Origin of the sequence: Candidatus Chromulinivorax destructor (assembly GCF_003366055.1) — a bacterium.
Lineage (GTDB): Bacteria > Babelota > Babeliae > Babelales > Chromulinivoraceae > Chromulinivorax > Chromulinivorax destructor.
Genome location: NZ_CP025544.1, coordinates 348,999 through 367,913, shown reverse-complemented (window position 1 = coordinate 367,913; position 18,915 = coordinate 348,999). Strand labels below are relative to the sequence as shown.

Sequence of the window (18,915 nt, the reverse complement as noted above, 5' to 3'; positions counted from 1 at the left end):
TCATAACAGATTTCATTCTATCTCAATTGCAAAATTATAAGGGCTATATGTTTGAATTTTTATCGAAAAGTTTTTCGTCTATTTTTTCATCATTGACTGGTTACGGCAAGTTAACTGAAAAAAATATAGATGAGTCTATTCAGAAAATTAAAGATTCTTTATTGGAATCAGATGTTCCATATGAACTTTCTCATGAATTTATAGCAGATATTAAAAAAGAAGTTATTGGACAAAAAATTGTAAGTTCATTACGACCTGGCGAACAGTTCGTTAAAGTTGTTTATGATAAGCTTTTAGCTTTTCTTGGGGGTGAATATTTACAAGAATCATTTACATTTCAGATTCCATCTACCATTATGATGATTGGATTGCAAGGTTCTGGTAAAACAACTTCAATTGGTAAATTAGCTGTATTTATTTCAAATCAGGCTAAAAAACGTGGTAAAACTAGAAAAATATTATGCGCATCAGTTGATTTTTACCGTCCAGCTGCTATTGATCAATTAGAAATATTAGCACAACAAGCAGGAATTGATTTTTATAGAGCAGTTGCAACTGATCCTATTAAAGCATCACAAGAAATTGTAAACTATTCAAAGCAGCATGGTTATGAGATCCTATTATTTGACACAGCAGGTAGATTACACGTTGATGAACAGATGATGACTGAGCTTGATGAAATTCAAAAAGTTATTAAACCTAAGTATAAATTTTTAGTTGTTGACGCTATGATAGGACAAGAGTCTTTGTCTGTAGCTCAATCATTTCAAGATCGTATTAAATTTGATTATGCGATTTTATCAAAAATGGACAGTGATGCTCGTGCGGGCGTTGCTTTTTCATTTCGCTATGCATTAAAAAAACCAGTTCTTTTTATGGGTACTGGTGAAAAAATTGATAATTTAGAAATTTTCCGTCCTGAGCGTATTGCTAAAAGAATGCTTGGTATGGGAGATATTTTAACATTAGTAGAAAATGCAGAAGAAAAAATTGAAAAAGATGAAAAATATAGTCTAGAGAGTAGTTTTCGCTCAGGTCATATGACACTTGAGGATTTTTCAAAACAGTTGTCTATGGCAAATAGACTTGGTTCTATATCAAGTATGATTAAATATTTGCCTGGTATGGCTAACTTGAATATATCAAGTGCTCAGATAGAGCAGAGTGAAAAAGAAATGAAAAAATTTCGAGCAATAATCGGATCAATGACGAAAAAAGAGAAGTTGTATCCGAAGATTTTAGATAATTCTCGTAAGCAAAGAGTTGCCAAAGGTGCTGGAGTTTCTATCGCTGATGTAGCTCAATTGTTGCAGAGATTTGAACAAAGCCAACAATTTGTTAAGCTTTTAAAGAAAAAAAAATATTTTAATTAACCAAATTCAAGGGTTTTTGAATGGCTGTAAAAATACGCTTTACTCGTATCGGTAAAAAACACGCTCCTGTATACAGAATTGTTGCTGTAGATTCTAGAAAAAAACGTGATGGTGAATATCTAGAAAATCTTGGTACATACAATCCGTTAACTAAAACGATTGTTCAATGGCATGAAGAACGTATTCAACATTGGGTTTCTGTTGGTGCAATTGTAACTGATTCTGTTAAACGCTTGCAAAAAATTAAAAATAAACAAGCAGCACCAGCAGTTGTTGTAGATAATGCTGTTGCTCCAAAAGCTAAAGTAGCAAAAAAAGCTGCTCCTGCTCAAGATTCAAAGTAGTACTTATTCATGAACATCTCGGTTCTAACACTATTTCCAGAACTTTATAAACCCTTTTTTGATGCAAGCTTAATAAAAAAAGCTCAAGAAAAAGGGCTTGTTTCTTGTCATACCAATAATCTTTTATCATACGCTCCGCCAAAAAGTCGCGTTGATGATACTACATTTGGGCATAATGCCGGAATGTTAATTAAACCAGAGATTATTGATCAAGCAGTTACTGCAGGTGAGACTGCGCTAGGGACTGCGTACAAAATTATTTTATCTCCTCAGGGTAAAGTAATGACGCAACCTCGATTACAAGAGCTGTATGAACGAATTAAAGATCAAAAACATATTATGTTGATTGCAAGTCGTTACGAAGGTTTGGATGCTCGAGTTGAAAGTCACTATGCAGATGAGCTTGTATCTGTTGGAAATTTCGTTGTTATGGGCGGAGATATTCCTGCAATGTTACTCATTGAAGGTTTGTTACGATTTGTTCCTGGAATTGTTGGAAAAGAAGAGTCTGTTCAATTAGATTCTTTTTCTGGAGCTTTTGTCGATTATCCTGAATATACAAGACCGATTGTATGGAAAGGTGTGACTGTTCCAGAAATAATAAGATCTGGAAATCACGCTGCCATTGAATCTTGGCGTCAAGAGCAAGCGGCACAGCTAACGGTTAAAAAACATTTTAATTGGTTGCGATCAGTTTCAACAACTCAAGCTGAGCGTACGCTAGTTAAAAAATATATTCCTCACCATTATGTTGCTTTAATGCATAATGATATGATGTTAAAAGAGGGCCGTATAGGACCTACATCCGTGACATCCATTGATATTCATGATATTGCTCGATCCAGCACCACGTATGGCCTAAAAAACTTTTTTGTTGTTACGAATTTAAAAGATCAACAAAAAATGGTACAAAAGATGTTGAGCTTTTGGGTGGATGAAAAGATTGGTGGTGATTATAATAATAAAAGACATCATGCAGTGTTATCGGTCAGGCTTGAAAATGAACTTGATGATGTAATTATGGCAATCGAAAAGAAAGAAGGTAAAAAACCTTTGATCATTGGAACGTCAGCTCGTCAACAAGATGCTCAGCAAGCAATAACATATTTTGATCAAGAAATTGTATGGCAACATGATAGACCGGTTCTCTTTCTTTTTGGAACAGGGTCTGGTATGTCGGAAAAATTATTACAAAGATGTGATTATATGTTACCTCCATTGCAAAGTTATTATGATTTTAATCATTTATCAGTTCGGTCTGCTGTGGCTATTATTCTTGATAAATGGTTGGGAGTTGCTTTACAAAAGTGAAAAACTTGATTTGGCAGGTTGAAATTTTTGAAGTATACTAAAATAAAGCGTTAAGTTAAGATTTAAGATATAAAAATATAGATGGTTTAAGGATATTTGTATGATAGCAAAAGGCTTTACCAAAGAAACAATTAATTCGCTTGGTATGTATGAGAGAAATTTTCCTCAATTATGTATCGGTGACATTCTTGCGGTTTCTCAATGGGTAGAAGAAGGTAATAAAAGACGAATTCAAATTTTCGAAGGAAACTTGATTGCTCAGCACAAAAAAGGTGCTTCATCAACTTTCACGGTAAGAAAAATTGGCGCAAACGGCATCGCTGTTGAAAGAATTTTCCCTTTCTATGCACCAATGATTGAATCAATTAAAGTTGTTACAAAAGCTCAAGTTCGCCGTGCAAAACTGTATTATCTACGTGATCGCGTTGGTAGAGCTGCTCGAGTTAAAGAAAAAATTCAAAGAAAAATTCGTCCTGTTAAGGATTTACGTTCAAGAGCTTCTCAAGAGATTTCTGAAGTAAAGTAGTTTTTATATAATAAAGGTCACTTCATGTAAGTGGCCTTTATTATTTTGTGCATATTTTGATTTCAAGAATGAGGCTTCATGAGCTATATTTTTTATTTATTTTTTTTCATGCTTTGTGCTGGTTGTGGAATAAAAAAACCTGTATATATTGAAAATTTTCAACAAAAAGAAATTTTGGCAAAATATTCAGATTTGCCAGATACTCCATTTTTAGTTACTTTACAGTCTATTGAAACTGTGCCTGATGAGCATGACCAAGTTCAGCTATTTTATACAACTATGATGCCATCTCAAGAATTAGCTGATTTTTATCAACAACAAATGGAACGTTGTGGTTGGGAATTGTTAGCAGAGTCTCATGCACAAGATAGATTACTGTACTATACAAAACCGACTCAAATTTGCTCAATTTTGATTTCAGAAAATAAATTAACTATTTATTTATGTAAGAAAGGTGCCTAAGCACCTTTCTTTTTTTACTAGACTCCGTATTGTTCGGCTTGAAGCTGGGCAATTTCTTGCTCTAATTGTTTGATTCTTGCTTCGTGTTCAGCATCACTTGCATGTTCATTTGCTTCATCTTCAGCCTGTTTTCTTTTTGTTTCATATCTTATTTGTTCCGCTGTAGCTTGGTCTACGGGATTAGTTTGAGGTGCAGAGTTATTATTGCTTCCACCACTTGTAGCAGCTAAAGCTACTGTTGTTCCAAGAAGAGCGCCTGTTGCAAGTCCCATCCCAACGCCATAACCGCCGTATCCATAGCCGCCATAACCACCGCCGCCGTAATAGTTGTTAGTATGAGAAGAAGATGAGCTACTACTGCTACTTGAACTGCTGCCGCTTCTACTTCCGCTACTTCTACTCCCACCAGTACCCGATCTATTGACAGAAGAGCTACTGCCTGCGCTGCGACCACTTCTACTTGCACCACTACTTGACCCTCCAGTGCGTCCGCCCATTGAGCCTTTGCTTGTGCTTCTGCCACCACTTCCACTACTTCTGCCTGCGTTTGAGCCTCCGCTACGACCACCGCCGCCACCCATGCTACGGCCACCGCCGCCACCCATGCTACGGCCACCGCCGCCACCCATGCTACGGCCACCGCCGCCACCCATGCTACGGCCACCGCCGCCGCCCATACTACGACCACCGCCGCCGCCACCTCGTGCATCTATACTTATATCAAGAGTAAAAAGTGCAAATGCTATAATTAATAATTTTTTATTCATAATACCTCCTTTTTATTGAGTGTAACTTTATTACATATATTATGACAAATTGAAACCGGATAAATCAATAAAAAGCAAAAAGCATTCAGCTAGAACCTTTTTTTTGTTGGATTTAGTATAATAGAAAAAACTTGAAAATTTGTTTTTAAGTTTTTTTTAGTTTGTTTTGCTTGCAAATAGCATGTAAGATAAAATTTTAAAATACTAAAGTTGGTATGCCCATCAGTTTTAGATAGGGACATTGACTGTGAAATAAAATTTAAAGAAAATTTGTGGTAACACATTGGAAACTGAGGACATTGACAAGTCTACTTGAAATACAAAGCCTGTAATTATACAGCATTGATACTTTTTTAAATACATTGTACCAAAAAGAAATTGAATTATTTATATTGCTTGATGCTTATAAAATTATTTGTTAATCAATATAAAAGAGAATATATCAAAATTTATATACGATTGTATTAGAGGAAGAAGTGACATACTCACGACTTCCTCATTAATTTACAATAAATATATGCAAGAATTTATGCATCAGCTTGTAATTGCTCTAATTCTAATTTTTTTACTTCGAGCTGTAATTTTTTAATTTGACGTTCTCGTTGTTCATTCAGGTTAGATTCAGTCGCATCTATTATTGTTCTATTTTTAACTACGGTAGGTTTTTTAATAATTACATCGTCATGACTTTTTGGTCGTTGGTAACCTCTTGATCGAGCAAGATGATCTCTTTTTTGCTCAAGTTTTCGTTCTAATTCAGCGTCTCTTTTTGCTTGTTTTCTTTTACGTGCATCTTCTTCTTTTTTTTGGCGAGTTTCTTCTCGTATTTCTCGAGCTTCTTGGCGAGCGCGCTCTCGATCAACTTCGTAATAAGGATCACGATTTGCATTACGAGAACCAGAGGTTGCTGCTAATGTAATTCCAGTGCCTAAAATTGCGCCTGTTGCAAAACCACCACCATATCCAGCATGCACGTACGATGTCAGTAATGTTAAACAACTGAGCATGATTAGTTTCTTGTTCATTATATTCCTTTTTACATTCTCTATAAAAATGTTTTCTTATCGTCATTATAGAGATTTTGGAATAATAAAATCAAGATTTATAGTAATAATTTTTGAGCAAGTTTATTTACTTTTCCAGCTCCAAGCAAGAGAATTAAATCATGTGGTACAGCAATTGATAAGACTTTATTTTTTATTTCTTGTAAGTCATTTGCGTATGCAATGTAATCAACTTGAATATGAGGAGCTATTGTTTTTATTTCCAGTGCAAGTTGCTCTCCTGAAATGTTTTCAATAGGAGTTTCGCTTGCTCCATAAATATCAGTGAGTATCAGGTGTGTAATATCAGAATTTTTGAATGTTTGAATAAATTCATTCCAGAGATGAAAAGTTCGAGAGTATCTTTGTGGTTGAAATACAACAATAAGATTATTTTTGCATTTTCGTCTGGCTGTGATTAAGCTGTGATGAATTTCTGTTGGATGATGCCCGTAATCATCATAAATTGAGATATTTTTTTCAGCTATAATTCCTTTCAGTGTAAATCTTCTATCAACACCGAGGAATGATTCTAAAGCTTGTTTAATAGTCTTAAAAGAAAGCTCAATTTCTAAGCATGTTGCAATTGCTGCAGTAGCATTTAACACATTATAAATGCTTGGCATAGGCAGTTTAATATGCCCTATATGTAAATTGCATCTAGTATCTATGATGTCAAATGAAGCATCATCACTTGTAAGCTGAATATTAATAGCTTGAATATGAGCTTGATTGGTTGTTCCATAGGTAATTATATTGCAGGTAAGATTTGGTAAGATGGTTTGTATGTTTTTATCATCAAGGCAAACGATAGCTTTTCCATAAAAAGGAACTTTATTAAGGTATGTTGTAAAAACGTCTGAAACTTCAGATAAATTTTTGTACACATTAACGTGCTCAAAGTCTATGTTTGTTAATACAGCTAAACAAACAGGAAGTAAAAGCAATGATTTATCACTTTCATCAGTTTCTGCAACGGTGTATTTACCTTGTCCGTAACGGCTATTAGAATGGCTATTATTCATAACGCCTCCAACAATAACAGTTGGATCAACTTGTGCTTGTGTAAGAATATGGCTTATCATTGAGCTTGTTGTTGTTTTACCATGTGAACCAGCAACACCTATAGAAAATTTAGGTCTCATGATTTCAGCTAAAATAACAGCTCGTTGAACAGTTTTTATACCGCGATTACGAGCTGCAATAAGTTCTGGGCTATCATATGAAACGTCAGAAGAATAGACAAATGTATCAATAGAAGCATCGTTGCATGCTGTTGTATTATGGCTATAGCTGATATTGCATCCATCAGTGATAAGTTCTTGGACGTTATTCATTTCCAGCGCAAGGTCACATCCAGAGATACTATGACCTTGCGCGTGTAAAATTTTTGCAATTCCGCTCATACCAATGCCATTAATTCCAACAAAATGAATATGGCTTTTTTTGTACATTTTTATCCTTATTCTTTATATTTACATTTTAATATTATATAAGAATAAGGAATTTAGAGTTTTTTTATAGTAATTCTTGGAGTCTTTGGAGCTTGTATTTAATTGAGAGAAGTTCTTTATGTATTGAACTTGGTTCGTCATGAATCTTTAATTGAGAAGGTGAGATATTCATATCTGTTTTTTGCGATGCAATGATAGATTTTTTTGGTGCATTAAGTAAAGAAAGTTCTTTTTTTGCACCAGCAAGAGTAAACTTTCTTTCATATAATAATGTTTTAATTGTTTTAAATGTTTCAAAATCTTCTTCTTGGTAGAATCGCTGACCACCTATTGATCGTTGAGGCTTAATCCCAAGCTCTTTTTCCCAGAATCGTAAGACAAATTTTTTTAATTTGAGTTGCTTTGCTAATTCACCAATGCGGTACTGCCGTTTCATCATTTTCACAATAACCTCCTTTTTAAATTTTTATTGTTATAGCATGATTTAATGTATTGTAAAAGGATTTTTATCATAACTTTGTTCTAGCTTAAATAGAGTATATTTGATAGTCTTTATAAAAATTATGTTCACAATCAGTTGAACATGTACATTGATAAATATCACCAACATTTATAGGAATTTTATGAATATTAAAGAATGGATATTTCCATTAACGTTTGCTATTGCTATGACGTATTGTGTTCAATATTATTTTGAGCCAAAAAATGAAAAACAATTAACGCAAAATCAAATTAAATCAGGATCAGGATTTTTTGCTCCATCACTACAAGATATCAATAAGCCTTTAAATTTAGATGTTATTTTTGAAAATAAAAATGAAGAAATTTTAGAGTCTTTACAAGTTATAACAACACCTCAAGCTTCGTATGTTTTCTCAAATAAAGGTGCAGTTTTACAAAGTTTCTCTTTCCCTTGGCAAGATAAACAAGAATCTATTAACACTATGCTTGCAGATGAAAATTGTTTCTTGCTTGCGTTAGAAAAAGATAGTCCGTTGATGTATACATTAATAGATGTTGTTGGCAATCAAGAAAGTCTTGTGCAGACTATTCAGTATGCAGCAGATTTTTCTGCCGGTACTATTATAAAAACATTTACGCTTCATAATAGTTCTTACCAAATGGACTTAGACATTGCTATTAAGAGCAATGGTTCTTTGGTTACAAGTCCATTGCAAGCAAGAATTTTCATTACGCAACCAGTTATGCAGCCAGCAATTAGTACAGATAAAATTACAGGTTTTGTTAATAATGAAAAAGGAAGCAATCTTACAGCAATCGATCTTTTGAAAAATGATAATTTAAAAAAATATTGGGTGATGCCAACTTTTTTTGGTTATGAAAGTAAATTTATTGTTCATGCAATGGTAAAAGATGAACAAAGTTTTGTGCAACGTGCATATATGAAAAAAAATAGTTCGGGGCATATAGCAGGTATTTTAGAAAGTCGATTGATTGAAGAATCTGGCAACTGGAAAATTTCATTCTTTGTTGGACCAAAGACAGCAAAAGCTATGACTGCAGTTGATAATCGTTTATTGCAAACATTAAATTTTGGATGGTTTTCGTTTGTATCTCATCCACTTTTGAATATCTTGAACTATTTACAAGAAAAAATTGGAAATTATGGATGGGCAATTATTTTATTAACGCTTGTAATGAAATTATTGCTTTTACCGTTTGCGCTTTATAGTGATAAAAGTTTGCGCAAAGGGATGGAAATCCAAAAGAAAATGGATTATTTACAAAAAAAATATAAAAATAATCCAGCTCAATTAGAGCAAGAACGCCTTGAAGTTATTAAAAAATATGGAATGCCTGGATTAGGTGGATTCTTACCGATCTTATTGCAAGGATTTACTTTTATAGCTTTAAACTCTGTTTTATACAATGCAATTGAATTGTATGGAGCGTCTTTTTTATGGATTTCAAATTTGTATGCAGTTGATCCTTACTACATTTTACCTCTTATGTTTGGATTTTCAATGCTGATGGCTGCTCCTGCTTCAAAAGATCCTCAAAAAAATGTTTTACGCTATGGATTAGTTTTATTGATGACAACAGTTATGTCATATGCATCAGCAGGATTAGTGTTATATATTTTAGTAAACTCTCTTGTTGATTCAGTGCGTACAAATTTACAAAAAAGGTAATATATGATACATCGTTTGCCAACATTGCAAGGTGTTGTAAAGCAACTACAGCAAGTGCCTTTTTTGGCATCGAAAAATTTATACCGAGTTTTATCACATTTTTTAGAAATGGATCCAGCAAAAATAGATGCTTTTTGTGCTGCTTTAAAATCAGCTAAGCTTAATTTAATTCCTTGTTCTCGCTGCTTTGTGTGGCAAGAACGAGGTCAAGCATGTTTATTTTGTGGTGATACCAAGCGAGATACATCTATTATTTGTGTTGTAGAGTCTTGGCAAGAGCTTTTAGCTATTGAACGAACAGAAGGGTATAAAGGGTTGTATCACGTGTTAGGAGGTACAATATGTCCTCTTGATGGTATAGGACCAGAAGATTTAACTATTAATCAATTAGTTTCTCGAATAGTTCATCCTGTTAAAGAAATTATTTTAGCAATGAACCAGACTCCAGAAGGTGAAGCTACATCTGCATATATCGTACAAAAATTATTGAAAATTGATGTAAAGATATCATGTTTAGCTAAAGGTGTTCCGGTTGGGTCGTCACTTGAGTTTATTGACAGATTGACGATGTTTAAAGCATTAGCTGATCGTCGTCCATTTTAAAAAGGTATAAAATATATATGAATTATAAAAACAGAAGAGATCAATTACTTGACCTTGTAAGAACTCAACATGCATCGTATCAAGGTCCTATTGTTTTATTTTCACCATGTGACAGTGCTTACCGATCATTTGTTCAAGAAAGTAACTTTTATTATTTTTCAGGAATAATTGAACCAGCATCAGTCATGGTTATATCTCAAGATAAACAAGTTTTTTATAAGCCAGCATACACTGATACTCGTGCACAGTGGGTCGATAGTGCAGCTGATATAACTCAAAATAATATACAAGAACAAGGATTTGATGATTTGCAGGTAACTGGAAAAATATTTCCTTCAGTTCATGTTTATCCTTATTTTGATTATGCAACGTATGAAAATATTACGGCACTATTATCTGATTTGATTCGTGATGGTAAAAAGATTTTTACCATCTATCCTTCAAATAGTTATCAAGCAATTGAAATTCGTGCAGTTGTTGATAGATTAGCACAAGTAATACCCAACTTGCATGATCATATTATTGATATTTCAGCTCAAACAGCACAGTTGCGGCGTAAAAAAGAGATGGTTGAACTTGAGTTGTTGTATAAAGCAGCTGAAATTACAGCAAATGCTCACCAGGCTGCAATGCATATGTTAAAGCCAGGCCGTAATGAAGCAGAAGTTCAGGCGACGTTAGAATTCGTTTTTGCTGAACAAGGTGCTTGTGCAGCGTATCCATCAATTGTAGCAGGTGGTCCTCGAGGTACAATTTTGCATTATAGTACAAATAATCAACCGTTACTTGATGGACAATTAGTTGTAGTTGATGCGGGTGCTCGATATAATTATTATTGTGCTGATGTTACCAGAACGTATCCTGTATCAGGTAAATTTACAGCAGAGCAAAAACAATTATATGAATTAGTGTTAGAGTGCCAAGAGTTGGTTGCAGAGCAGGCTAAGCCTGGAATGTGGCTTTCTAATAAAGATGAGCAAGAATTATCGCTTCATCATATAGCTCTTAATTTTTTTAAAAAACATGGTTATGAAAAATATTTCACTCATAGCATCGGACATTTCTTAGGATTGGATGTTCATGATGTTGGTGATGTAAGTCGGCCTTTACAAGAAGGTGATATTATAACGATTGAACCGGGTCTTTATATTCCCGAAAAGCAGCTTGGAATCCGCATTGAGGATAACTATTGGATTGTAGATCAAACAACCCCCGTTTGTTTAAGTGAAGCTATTCCAAAGAGTATTCAAGCTGTTGAAGAAATGGTTCAACAATCCTTTGATGTTGACCTGTAAGAACTTTTCATTTACAATTAGTAAGAAGTAGTTTTTATAGCAACATTGATATGACAATAAAAGTATATTTTTAAGATAAAACAAGGTTAATCACATGGATATGAATAAGGCTTTTTATCTTCGCAAAGAAGACAGAAATCCACAATGGCGCGTTATGGATGCTCAAGGACAATCACTTGGACGTCTAGCTGTACAAGTAGCAAATGCATTACGTGGTAAAGATCAAGCAATGTATACTCCTCATACAGATAGCGGCGACTATGTTGTTGTTATTAATGCTTCAGCAATCGTTTTGACTGGTAATAAATGGGATCAAAAAGAATATATATCACACAGTGGTTATCTTGGAAATCGTAAAGTATTAACAGCTAAGCAAGTGTTTGAAAAAGATCCAACAGCGATCATCATCAAAGCAGTAAAATTAATGCTTCCAAAAAATACGCTTAACAAGCAAATTTTGAAAAAGCTTAAAGTATACGCTGGTGCTGAACACAAACATCTAGCACAAGTTGGTTCATCAACTGGTCTAGTTGCGTAATTAAGTTTTAGATAGTAAAAAGCCCGACATTGTTTAATTACAATGTCGGGCTTTTATTTTTGTATTTTAATCGAGAGATATAGATTTATTTATCAAGACCTCTTTTTAGATAGCTTACTTCTTCTTTTGGTAAAACATTATATAGATCAGATAATTTTAAAGATTCACTATCTATATATTCAACCTTAGTAGTCAATTTTTGAATATGATCAATTATTCTTTCTTCTGACTGTGTAAGTAAGGCTTCAATCTGAATCAATTCTTCTGGTCTTAAGTTTTGTATTGTACTGCATTTTTGTAGCGAATATAAACTTGCAATAATTTTTCGTGGAGCACGATGAAAGCTGCCGTTGATATGACAGCTTATCATTGAGATGAAAATTACAGATAAAAATATATTTTTCATATACAGTTCTTGAGTTAGATTTTTACAATAAATATTGATAGATAAGTGTATAGACATCTTTAATACTAAATACAATCATAAGACCTAGAATTAAAACCCAAGAGAACATGCCTATCATTTCTTTTATGGAATCTGACATTTCTCGCTTCATAAGTGTTTCTATGGTAAATAGAACAAATTGCCCGCCATCAAATATTGGTAATGGTAGTAAATTCATGATGCCAAGATTAATACTAATAATTGCTAAGAAGATAAGAAGTGATTTTATTCCTTTTTGAGCAATTTTAGTACTTGATGTAAGCGTCATAATTGGCCCTGCAAGCCCTTGAGTGTTTTTTGTATTTACTAAGTTCTTAAGGCTGCTAAAGATTGTTATAATGTAGAAATTTGTAAGTGTTATGCCATTTGAAATGCTTTGCATGAGATTCAAAGGAGCTTTGCGTGTAAAACATAGCTCAAGTCTATCTTCAAGAAGAAGAGGTTTTTTATCAGGATTTAATTGTAATGTTATTGAGTGTTGCTGATTGTCTCTTTCAATAACAACATTAACGTCAGTTTTATCATCAGCTATGCAACTGTTGATTTCATGTTTAATGACTTCAGACTGATTTTGAACAGCTTGATTATTAATAGCTATAATAATATCGTCTGATTCTAATATTCCATGATTAATTGAAGCGGGTGATATGGTTTGTACTATTGGGTAAGTATTTTCATAAGGCATAAATGCTGAATCTGGCATTCCTACATAAAATAATGCACTAAAAACTATATATGCAAAAAGCATATTAAAGCCAATTCCACCAAGTATAATAAGAAATTTTTGTAAATAATTGATTGAATTAAAACCTTTTTGCCCATTGCTTGTTTCATTTGCTATTTCAACATAACCACCAAGAGGAGCAGCTGAAATACAAAATTCAGTTTGACCAATCATTTTTCTATATAATTTCTTACCCATACCCACAGAGAATGTTGGTGTATATACACCGAAAAATTTACAAAAAATAAAGTGCCCGAATTCGTGAAATACGATAATTCCTGTGATTCCTAATAAGCTTAAGATTATTGATGATATAATTGAAAATATATGAGTGAGACTTTGTAGAGAGAGAATGTTTGAAATCATTGATATCCTAAAAAATAATCATTGAAAATATTTATAATTATAATATGCTTTTTTTCTCATCTACAGTATCATGATGTAGGCTACAAGTCTATAGTTAGATTCAGAATCATCTATGTTTTTTTATGGCTAAAAATCAGTCAAAGAAGAATAAAAGTATTTATACTTATATGCTTTACTGATTTTGCTTGAAAAAAGTCATAAACAATTTATAATTAAATTTAGACAATACCAGTGTTGTAAAGATATTTTATATTTCTAATATTAGAAATAATTAATTTTTTCTGAAAAGTAACTTACAGTTTTTAGATGTTATAAGAAGGTGTATGCATGCCAACAATTAATCAGCTTGTGCGTTTTGGACGCGATAAAGTCATAACAAAATCAAAAAGCTCCGCGTTAGAGGCTTGTCCTCAACTACGCGGTGTTTGTACTAGGGTGTTCACAGTAACCCCTAAAAAACCTAACTCAGCGTTACGTAAAGTAGCTCGTGTCAAACTATCAAATGGTGTTGAAGTAACAGCATACATCCCTGGTGAAGGACATAACTTACAAGAACACTCTATGGTTTTAATCCGTGGTGGAAGAGTAAAAGATTTACCAGGTTGTAAGTATCACATTGTCCGTGGAGCATTGGATGCTGCTGGTGTAGTAAATAGAAAACAGTCTCGTTCTAAATATGGAACAAAGCGTCCTAAACCAGGACAAGAAGCTACTAAAGCTAAAAAGAAATAAAGGAACTATAGATGCCAAGACGCAAAACGGTTATCAAAAAACGTGATATTGGGGTAGATCCTCGTTATCAATCAGAACTAGTTCAACGTTTAATTAACGTTGTAATGGAACGTGGCAAAAAAAACGTTGCTCGTAAAATTGTTTACGAAGCGTTAGACGTTATGTCTAAACGTTTTGGAGAAGGTGATAAAGCCTTAGAAGCTTTCCAAAAATCATATGATCAAGTAGTACCTTTAGTAGAAGTACGTTCTCGCCGTGTTGGTGGTAGCGTATATCAAATTCCAAGTGAAGTAAGTCTTGTTCGTGGTAGATCATTAGCTTTAAGATGGTTAATCATTGGTGCATCTTCTCGAACAGATAAATCAATGGGGCTACGTCTTGGTCATGAATTGCTTGATGCTTATGAAGGCAGAGGCGGTGCTATGAAAAAAAGATTAGATGTGCATAAAATGGCAGAAGCAAACCGCGCGTTTTCACATTATTCTTGGTAAAAGGTACGTAACATGAAATATTCTCTAGATAAATATCGAAATATAGGTATTGCCGCTCATATTGATGCTGGTAAAACAACTGTAACCGAGCGTATTTTGTTCTACACCGGCATTTCCCATAAGATTGGTGAAGTGCACGAAGGTGCAGCAACTATGGACTGGATGGAACAAGAGCAAGAACGTGGTATTACTATTCAATCTGCGGCGACTACATGTTTCTGGAAAGATTGTCAGGTGAATATTATCGATACTCCTGGGCACGTTGATTTCACGATCGAAGTAGGTCGTTCATTACGCGTTTTAGATGGAGTTGTTGGTGTTTTCTGTGGCGTTGCTGGTGTACAACCTCAATCAGAGACTGTATGGCGACAAACAGAACGTTACGAAGTGCCTCGTGTTATCTTTATTAATAAGTTAGATCGCATTGGAGCTAACTACTTTGATGTTGTAGCTGATATTAATGAGAAATTAGGTCATGGCAATGCTCTTGCGATGCAAATTCCTATGGGGCAATGCGAAGACTTTAAAGGTCTGATTGATGTTATTACAGGTAAAATGGTTTCTTTTGAAAAAGAAACAGATTTGTTAAGTCCAAAAGTTACTTGGCTTGATGCTCCTGCAGAGTATGCTGATCAAATAGCAGAAATGCGTGATGCTATCATTTCAAAAGCTTCAGACTTTGATGATGCATTAGCTGAAAAATATTTAAACGAAGAAGCTATTTCAGTTGAAGAAATTAAAGCAGCTATTCGTAAAGGTGTTATCAGCAGAAATGTATATCCTGTTTTCTGTGGAACTGCTTTCAAAAATAAAGGTGTTCAGCTTTTATTAGATGCTGTTGTTGATTATTTACCTTCACCTTTAGATGTACCAGCTGTAAAAGGCGTTGATGCAAATACAGGTGCAGAAATTACTCGAGAATCAGACAGTAAAGGTCCTTTCGCTGCTTTAGCTTTTAAAATCATGTCAGATCCTTTCGTAGGGTTATTGACTTTCGTTCGTATCTATTCAGGAACATTAACATCTGGTTCATATGTTTATAACGCTTCTAAAGGCACTAAAGAACGCGTAAGTCGTTTGATTAAGATGCATGCTAATAAACGTGAAGAAATTGAATCTGCTCGCGCAGGTGACATTGTGGCTGTTGTTGGGATTAAAGATATTAATACAGGTGATACATTGTGTGATCAAAGTCATCCAGTATTACTTGAGTCGATTGATATTCCTGCTCCAGTTATTTCAGCTTCAGTTGAACCAAAAGAGAAGAGCGAACACGAAAAAATGGTTTTAGCTCTGAAAAAAATGAGTCAAGAAGATCCATCTTTCCATTTTACGTATAACCATGAAACAAACCAAACAGTTATTTCTGGTATGGGTGAATTGCATTTAGAGATCGTTGTTGATCGTTTAAAACGTGAGCATAAAGTTGAAGTTGTTCAAGGTCAGTTACAAGTAGCTTACAAAGAAACAATTCAAACAGCTGTAGACGTTGAAGGTAAATTCATTAAGCAATCTGGTGGACGTGGTCAATATGGACACGTTTGGATTAAGCTAGAGCCATTAGCACGTGGCGCTGGTTATGAATTTGAAAACCAAGTTGTAGGTGGAACAGTTCCAAGAGAATTTATTCCAGCTATTGAAAAAGGTGCCTTAGAAGCTGTTACAGCGGGAACTTTATTAGGTAACCCAGTTGTTGATATTAAAGTAATAGTGTATGATGGTTCATATCATGATGTTGATTCATCTGAGATAGCATTTAAAATGGCAACAAAAATGGCTTTCAAATCTGGTATGGATAAAGCGTCTCCAGTATTACTTGAACCAATTATGAAAGTTGAAGTGGAAACACCAGATGATCATATGGGTGATGTTATAGGTGACCTTAGCTCACGACGTGGAAAAATATTAGGCATGACAGCAAAAGGTAAAACTCAAATTATTAATGCTGAAGTTCCACTAGGTGAAATGTTTGGATATGCAACAGATTTGCGTTCTATGACTAAAGGAAGAGCTGGTTATGCAATGGAATTTAAATTGTATCAAGAAGTTCCTCGTCATGTTCAAGAATCGCTTGTAGAAAAAAAGAATAAATAAATTTATTGTTAATTGTTGTTATCGGGAGAAGATAGATGGCAAAAGGTGTATACGATAGAAGCAAACCGCACGTCAATATAGGTACAATTGGTCACGTTGATCATGGAAAAACTACTTTGACCGCTGCAATCACGACGGTATTAGCAGAAAAAGGTGGAGCTATAGCTAAACCATTCGATCAAATCGATAATGCTCCAGAAGAAAAAGCTCGTGGTATAACAATTGCAACGTCTCACGTTGAATATGAGACTGCAAATCGTCACTATGCTCACGTAGATTGTCCAGGTCACGCTGATTATGTTAAAAACATGATCACAGGTGCGGCTCAAATGGATGGTGCTATTCTTGTAGTATCAGCAGCAGATGGTCCAATGCCTCAAACAAGAGAGCACATTCTTCTTGCTAAAAACGTTAACGTTCCTTGCTTAGTTGTGTTCCTTAACAAAGTGGACATGGTTGATGATGAAGAAATGGTTGACATGGTTGAAGAAGAAATCCGTGAATTATTGTCTAAATATGGATTCCCTGGGGACGATGTTCCTGTTGTTCGTGGTTCAGCTTTAAAAGCTTTAAACGGCGAAAAGAGTTTCCTTGGTTCAGAATCAATCGATCGTTTAATGGCAGCTGTTGATTCATACATTCCAGTTCCAAAACGTGAAGTTGACAAACCATTCTTAATGCCAGTTGAAGGTGTTTTCTCTATTGCTGGTCGTGGGACTGTAGCAACAGGTAAAATCGAGCAAGGTATTGTTAAGATTGGTGAACCTGTTGAATTAGTTGGTTTACGTGATACCATGAAATCAACTGTAACAGGCATCGAAATGTTTAAAAAAGATTTAGATCAAGGTCAAGCTGGCGATAACGCAGGACTTCTTCTTCGTGGTATTAAAAAAGAAGATGTTGTTCGTGGTATGGTTATTGCTAAACCTGGATCAATTAAACCTCATAAAAAATTCAAATGTGAAGTTTACATCTTAAGCAAAGAAGAAGGCGGTCGTCACAGTCCATTCTTTGGTAACTATAGACCTCAATTCTACTTCAGAACAACAGACGTAACAGGTGTTGTAACTTTAGAAGCTGGTCGTGAAATGGTTATGCCAGGTGATAACGTAACATTGATCGTTGATTTGATAGCTCCAATTGCTATGGAAAAAGAATTACGTTTTGCAATCCGTGAAGGTGGCAGAACTGTTGGTTCAGGAATTGTAACAGAAATTATTGCATAATTGAGGTTGATTAATAGATGAAAAAGCAGAAAATTCGTTTGACGCTGAAATCGTATGACCATCAATTGCTTGATAAAGCTGTAAAGCAAATTGCTTTAACAGCAAAAAAAACTGGGACCGACTTAGTTGGTCCAGTTGCTTTACCAAATAAGCATCGTTGTTTTACGGTATTACGCTCTCCGCACGTTAATAAAAAATCAAGAGAGCAGTTTGAGCTGATTACGCATAAGCGTATTTTAGAGATCATTTCTCCATCTGATCAAACCATGACAGCTTTGATGAAATTAAATATATCTGCCGGCGTTGACGTCGAGATTAGATAGATCAGAAAGGTTTTAGAAATGATACAAGGTATTTGGGGTCTTAAAGTCGGTATGACGCAAGTGTTTGGAGACGACAGTAAAGTTGTTCCTGTAACAGTTGTTAATACAGCAGGCTGGTTTGTGACTCAAATCAAAACAGTTGAAGTTGATGGCTATAACGCGATTCAGGTTGCTTGTTTACGTAAAAAGTATCAAGGTCAATCTTTCTCAGCAGAATGGTTGAAAAAACTGAAACAACATTGTCTTTTTATTAAAGAAATTTCAATAACTGAATTGCCAGAAGGTCTTACAGTAGGATCATCTATCGATTTAGGAACTATCTTAGCAAAAGACGATTCTGTTGATGCAACAGGAATTACAAAAGGTTGCGGTTTTGCTGGTGTAATGAAACGTTGGGGCTTTGGCGGTGGACCAAAAAGTCATGGTTCAACTTTTTCAAGAAAACCGGGCAGTATTGGTAACATGCGTGCAACAGGAAAAGTTATTAAGGGTAAAAAAATGCCTGGACATATGGGTGACAAACAAAGAACTACACAAAAGTTACAAGTTGTTCAAGTACGTTCAGAAGATAATATAGTACTCGTTAAAGGTTCTATGGCTGGTAAGCCAGGATCTTTAGTGTTTCTTAGCAAACGTGGATAGAAA

The 18,915-nt window shown here is 34.6% G+C and carries 21 protein-coding genes; 15 read left to right on the top strand and 6 right to left on the bottom strand.

Annotated elements, in window-relative coordinates; translation table 11 throughout:
* Positions 1 to 47 precede the first annotated feature (47 nt).
* The 5 genes from ffh (at position 48) to C0J27_RS01835 (ending at position 4,016) form a co-directional block, all read left to right on the top strand.
* Positions 48 to 1,373 carry a signal recognition particle protein gene (gene ffh, locus C0J27_RS01855; protein ID WP_115585503.1) on the top strand — a complete coding sequence of 442 codons (1,326 nt, stop codon included), beginning with the start codon at positions 48 to 50 and terminating at the stop codon, positions 1,371 to 1,373.
* 20 nt (positions 1,374 to 1,393) lie between these two features.
* The gene (gene rpsP, locus C0J27_RS01850) at positions 1,394 to 1,717 is read left to right on the top strand and encodes a 30S ribosomal protein S16 (RefSeq protein WP_115585502.1); all 324 of its coding nucleotides are present in this window, start codon (positions 1,394 to 1,396) and stop codon (positions 1,715 to 1,717) included.
* A gap of 9 nt (positions 1,718 to 1,726) precedes the next feature.
* Entirely contained in the window at positions 1,727 to 3,028 is a 1,302-nt protein-coding gene (gene trmD / locus C0J27_RS01845) for a tRNA (guanosine(37)-N1)-methyltransferase TrmD (protein ID WP_115585501.1), read from the top strand.
* Positions 3,029 to 3,173: 145 nt separating this feature from the next.
* Positions 3,174 to 3,554 (top strand): 50S ribosomal protein L19, encoded by a 381-nt coding sequence (gene rplS / locus C0J27_RS01840; RefSeq protein ID WP_115586204.1) that lies wholly within the window; start codon positions 3,174 to 3,176, stop codon positions 3,552 to 3,554.
* Between the two features lie 78 nt (positions 3,555 to 3,632).
* Positions 3,633 to 4,016 (top strand): hypothetical protein, encoded by a 384-nt coding sequence (locus C0J27_RS01835; RefSeq protein WP_115585500.1) that lies wholly within the window; start codon positions 3,633 to 3,635, stop codon positions 4,014 to 4,016.
* 17 nt (positions 4,017 to 4,033) lie between these two features.
* Here the strand turns inward: C0J27_RS01835 and C0J27_RS05665 are convergent, their stop codons facing one another.
* The 4 genes from C0J27_RS05665 to C0J27_RS01805 all read right to left on the bottom strand — a co-directional run bounded on the left by C0J27_RS05665 (position 4,034) and on the right by C0J27_RS01805 (position 7,719).
* Positions 4,034 to 4,783, bottom strand: coding sequence for a hypothetical protein (locus C0J27_RS05665; protein ID WP_162801728.1), 750 nt, complete (start codon positions 4,781 to 4,783; stop codon positions 4,034 to 4,036).
* A 527-nt stretch (positions 4,784 to 5,310) separates the two neighbouring features.
* Positions 5,311 to 5,808, bottom strand: a complete 498-nt coding sequence (locus C0J27_RS01815) for a hypothetical protein (RefSeq protein WP_115585496.1) — start codon at positions 5,806 to 5,808, stop codon at positions 5,311 to 5,313.
* A 77-nt stretch (positions 5,809 to 5,885) separates the two neighbouring features.
* A complete protein-coding gene (murC, locus tag C0J27_RS01810; RefSeq protein WP_115585495.1) occupies positions 5,886 to 7,280 on the bottom strand; it encodes a UDP-N-acetylmuramate--L-alanine ligase in 1,395 nt (464 codons plus the stop codon).
* A 64-nt stretch (positions 7,281 to 7,344) separates the two neighbouring features.
* Entirely contained in the window at positions 7,345 to 7,719 is a 375-nt protein-coding gene (locus C0J27_RS01805; protein ID WP_252120590.1) for a MerR family transcriptional regulator, read from the bottom strand.
* 184 nt (positions 7,720 to 7,903) lie between these two features.
* Here C0J27_RS01805 and yidC point away from each other — a divergent pair, with 184 nt between their 5' ends.
* The 4 genes from yidC to rplM all read left to right on the top strand — a co-directional run bounded on the left by yidC (position 7,904) and on the right by rplM (position 11,869).
* Positions 7,904 to 9,433, top strand: coding sequence for a membrane protein insertase YidC (yidC, locus tag C0J27_RS01800; RefSeq protein WP_115585493.1), 1,530 nt, complete (start codon positions 7,904 to 7,906; stop codon positions 9,431 to 9,433).
* A 3-nt stretch (positions 9,434 to 9,436) separates the two neighbouring features.
* Positions 9,437 to 10,036 carry a recombination mediator RecR gene (gene recR / locus C0J27_RS01795; protein ID WP_115585492.1) on the top strand — a complete coding sequence of 200 codons (600 nt, stop codon included), beginning with the start codon at positions 9,437 to 9,439 and terminating at the stop codon, positions 10,034 to 10,036.
* Positions 10,037 to 10,053: 17 nt separating this feature from the next.
* On the top strand, positions 10,054 to 11,331 hold the full coding sequence (locus tag C0J27_RS01790; protein WP_115585491.1) for an aminopeptidase P N-terminal domain-containing protein: 1,278 nt from the start codon (positions 10,054 to 10,056) through the stop codon (positions 11,329 to 11,331).
* A gap of 100 nt (positions 11,332 to 11,431) precedes the next feature.
* On the top strand, positions 11,432 to 11,869 hold the full coding sequence (gene rplM / locus C0J27_RS01785) for a 50S ribosomal protein L13 (RefSeq protein ID WP_115586203.1): 438 nt from the start codon (positions 11,432 to 11,434) through the stop codon (positions 11,867 to 11,869).
* An 85-nt stretch (positions 11,870 to 11,954) separates the two neighbouring features.
* Here the strand turns inward: rplM and C0J27_RS01780 are convergent, their stop codons facing one another.
* Positions 11,955 to 12,275 (bottom strand): hypothetical protein, encoded by a 321-nt coding sequence (locus C0J27_RS01780; RefSeq protein WP_115585490.1) that lies wholly within the window; start codon positions 12,273 to 12,275, stop codon positions 11,955 to 11,957.
* 22 nt (positions 12,276 to 12,297) lie between these two features.
* Complete coding sequence (locus C0J27_RS01775) at positions 12,298 to 13,404, bottom strand: M50 family metallopeptidase (protein ID WP_115585489.1); 1,107 nt, start codon at positions 13,402 to 13,404, stop codon at positions 12,298 to 12,300.
* 327 nt (positions 13,405 to 13,731) lie between these two features.
* On the opposite strand from C0J27_RS01775, the gene rpsL reads away from it, so the two are divergent.
* Genes rpsL through rplC form a run of 6 tightly spaced genes read left to right on the top strand, consistent with a single transcriptional unit; the run spans position 13,732 to position 18,912 of the window.
* Positions 13,732 to 14,136 carry a 30S ribosomal protein S12 gene (gene rpsL / locus C0J27_RS01770; protein ID WP_115585488.1) on the top strand — a complete coding sequence of 135 codons (405 nt, stop codon included), beginning with the start codon at positions 13,732 to 13,734 and terminating at the stop codon, positions 14,134 to 14,136.
* 11 nt (positions 14,137 to 14,147) lie between these two features.
* A complete protein-coding gene (rpsG, locus tag C0J27_RS01765; protein WP_115585487.1) occupies positions 14,148 to 14,627 on the top strand; it encodes a 30S ribosomal protein S7 in 480 nt (159 codons plus the stop codon).
* Between the two features lie 12 nt (positions 14,628 to 14,639).
* Complete coding sequence (gene fusA, locus C0J27_RS01760) at positions 14,640 to 16,721, top strand: elongation factor G (RefSeq protein WP_115585486.1); 2,082 nt, start codon at positions 14,640 to 14,642, stop codon at positions 16,719 to 16,721.
* 35 nt (positions 16,722 to 16,756) lie between these two features.
* Positions 16,757 to 17,947: an elongation factor Tu gene (tuf, locus tag C0J27_RS01755; protein ID WP_115585485.1), complete on the top strand. Its 1,191-nt coding sequence runs from the start codon at positions 16,757 to 16,759 to the stop codon at positions 17,945 to 17,947.
* A 17-nt stretch (positions 17,948 to 17,964) separates the two neighbouring features.
* The gene (gene rpsJ / locus C0J27_RS01750) at positions 17,965 to 18,270 is read left to right on the top strand and encodes a 30S ribosomal protein S10 (RefSeq protein ID WP_115585484.1); all 306 of its coding nucleotides are present in this window, start codon (positions 17,965 to 17,967) and stop codon (positions 18,268 to 18,270) included.
* 18 nt (positions 18,271 to 18,288) lie between these two features.
* The gene (rplC, locus tag C0J27_RS01745) at positions 18,289 to 18,912 is read left to right on the top strand and encodes a 50S ribosomal protein L3 (RefSeq protein ID WP_115585483.1); all 624 of its coding nucleotides are present in this window, start codon (positions 18,289 to 18,291) and stop codon (positions 18,910 to 18,912) included.
* Positions 18,913 to 18,915 lie beyond the last annotated feature (3 nt).